The organism is Pseudomonas sp. 05T35 (assembly GCF_056396605.1).
The window spans coordinates 1-2627 of sequence record NZ_JBFTLU010000547.1 but is presented as its reverse complement, the minus strand read 5'-3'; the positions used below and the strand labels follow the sequence as shown (position 1 = coordinate 2627).

The following is a 2627-nucleotide window of genomic DNA, read 5'->3' as shown; positions in this document are numbered from 1 at the left end:
GATGTGTTCACCGCAGATTTAATGTGGGAGCGAGCCTGCTCGCGATGAGGGCCTTACAGACGGTAGAGATCTCAGGGCTTTTCCTGATTGCGTGGCCAACTCAGACTGAAACACGCGCCCCCCAGGCTTTTACTCTTGCCGATCAGTGCCCGACCGCCATGCCAGTGAACGATCCGGCGCACGATAGACAGCCCCAAACCGTGCCCACCGGACGCCCGGGTGCGGCTGTCATCCAGACGCAAAAATGGCGTGAAGATCTTTTCCCAGGCACTTTCCGGCACGCCCGGCCCATCGTCTTCGACATCGACGCGACAACGCTGCTGCCCCACCTGATAACTGATCGACACCTGGGACTGGGCATGACGCATCGCGTTGCTCACCAGATTCTGCAACGCCCGGTGCAGGTAGCGCGGCTCAGCCTCGACCCAGGCGCCATCGCAATCGGCAGCCGACAGGCACAGGCCGCGATGCACCGTCACATCGGCGCGCAATGGCGCCAGTTCACCGATCACCTGATTGACCAAGGCATCGAGGTCGACGCGCTGGAAGTTCAGCGCTGGCGAACCCTGCTCCAGCCGCGCATACGTGAGCATCTCGTCCACCAGGCCATCGAGGTCCTGGATATCGTGATCCATGCCCTCCAGGTATTTCTCCCGCGCTTGTGGCGTGCTCGCCGTGCTGATCATCTCCAGTCCAAAACGCAACCGCGCAACAGGCGTGCGCAGCTCATGGGACACCGCGCGCACCAGCTCACGCTGAATCGMCAACAGTTGCTGAAGGTGCTCGGMCATGCCGTTGAACGCCGCCGCCAATCGCCCCACCGAATCCGCACCGCGTGCCGGCACGCGGGTTTCCAGGCTGCCTTTGGCGATCCGTGTGGCGGCCGACTCCAGACCTCGCAAGCGGCGCTCCAACTGGCGCACCAGCAAATAGACGATCAACCCGATCAGGCTCAGGCCCAATGCAGCAATCAGTACCAGCCACTCCGGCGGGTACGGGTTCATCTGATACAGCGGGCCGATTTCCAGTACCCAGGGCGTACCGACCATCCCGGCAAACACCCGGATCGAATCGCCGCCCTTGCCCAGCGCCATCACCGTGTCGCCTTCAGAGACCCGACGGCTCTGGTCCTCGTCCATGTCCGCCTGATCGACCGTAATCAGTTGCAGCTCGAAGCCAAAGCCCTTGTCCTTCTTCAACGCCTCAAGACGCTTGGGCTGCTCGGCCACCGGGTAACGCACCAATTCATCGGCCAACAGGTAAATGGTCGCCCGCGCCAGTTGCTCGCTGATCTGTTGCACTTCCCCCGTCAGCACCAGCTGTTCTTTATCACTGACCAAACGGTAGACCTTCGCCGCGTGCGGGCCGGTCTGCTCCACCAATGCCTGGCCGTGCAGCACCCGCGTGCGCTGGCTCAGGTCGAGGTCGGTCTGGGCAAACGTCTGCAAGCTCAAGGGAATGCCCAGCAAACGCTCCCATACCAGCAATGCTCGATGACGCTCGGTCTCGTTCATCGGTTGCAGATTGTCGGCCATCAAGGAAAACGTGCCGTGGGCCAGGCGCTCGCGGTATTGCTCGCTGCGCACCTGATTGAGCAGGTGCAAGGCCAGCACGCCGAGCACCGCCACCAGAATCAGCGCGGCGCACATGCCGCCATAAATGCGCAGGAAGATCGAATTCACAGGGGTTGATCTACACAGGCTTCGGGAACGAACAGATACCCCTTGCTGCGAATGGTCTTGATCAGTCGCGGATGGTCCGGGTCATCGCCGATCTTCGGTCGAATACGCGAAATGCGCACATCAATCGAGCGGTCCTGACCGTCGTAGCCGATGCCTCGCAGCGCCGTGAAAATTTCCTCGCGGGACAGAATCCGCCCGGCATTGGCCACCAGCAGCCAGAGCAGATCGAACTCGGCGCTGGTCAACTCGATGCCGGTGTCCTGCAGCCACGCCTCACGCAACGCGTTGTCGACGACCAGCGGGCCGAACTGCAAGCGACGGAGTTTTTCCGGTGCCGCCGGCTCGGGTGCTTCACTACGTCGCAGCAAGGCCTGGACACGCGCCAGCAGCAAACGCGGGCGCACCGGTTTGCACACGTAGTCATCGGCGCCCATGTCCAGACCCTGGATCTGGTCCATGTCGTCAGTGCGCGCCGTGAGCATCAGGATTGGTCCGTCGTAGTGATCACGAACCTTGCGGCAAATCGTCAGGCCGTCTTCGCCGGGGAGCATCAGGTCGAGGATCACCAGGTCCGGTTGCTCGGCGATAATCCGCGCCGCCGCCAGCGCTCCATTGCCTTCGAGGGTGACCCGCAGACCGTGGCTTTCGAGATACTCACGGGTCAACTCGGCCAGGCGCTGGTCATCCTCGACAATCAATACCTGCCAGGTTTCTTGCTCCACGGGTGACCTCTTTGCCGAACACTATTAAGGAAGGCTCCACTCGTCTTTTTGTAATGATTGGAGTGGATAAGTCTGCGTACGCAGTGACCGATTGTAGCAACGCCTTCCCTTGCGAACACAAGCTGGCAAATGCGCTCGGTAACTGCGTTTTTTTGTGATAGGGTTCGCGCCCTCAAAAATACGCCCAAGGCTATTTTTCAGGGCAAAATTCCATGACAAACGG

The 2627-nt window shown here is 61.0% G+C and carries 2 protein-coding genes; both read right to left on the bottom strand.

The annotated features are described in order from the left end of the window. Window positions 1-71 precede the first annotated feature (71 nt). Window positions 72-1682, bottom strand: a complete 1611-nt coding sequence (locus AC1DH9_RS26960) for an ATP-binding protein (protein WP_477809124.1) — start codon at window positions 1680-1682, stop codon at window positions 72-74. Further along, on the bottom strand, window positions 1679-2404 hold the full coding sequence (locus tag AC1DH9_RS26955; protein ID WP_427546278.1) for a response regulator: 726 nt from the start codon (window positions 2402-2404) through the stop codon (window positions 1679-1681). Before AC1DH9_RS26955 ends, AC1DH9_RS26960 begins: the two co-directional genes overlap by 4 nt. Window positions 2405-2627 lie beyond the last annotated feature (223 nt).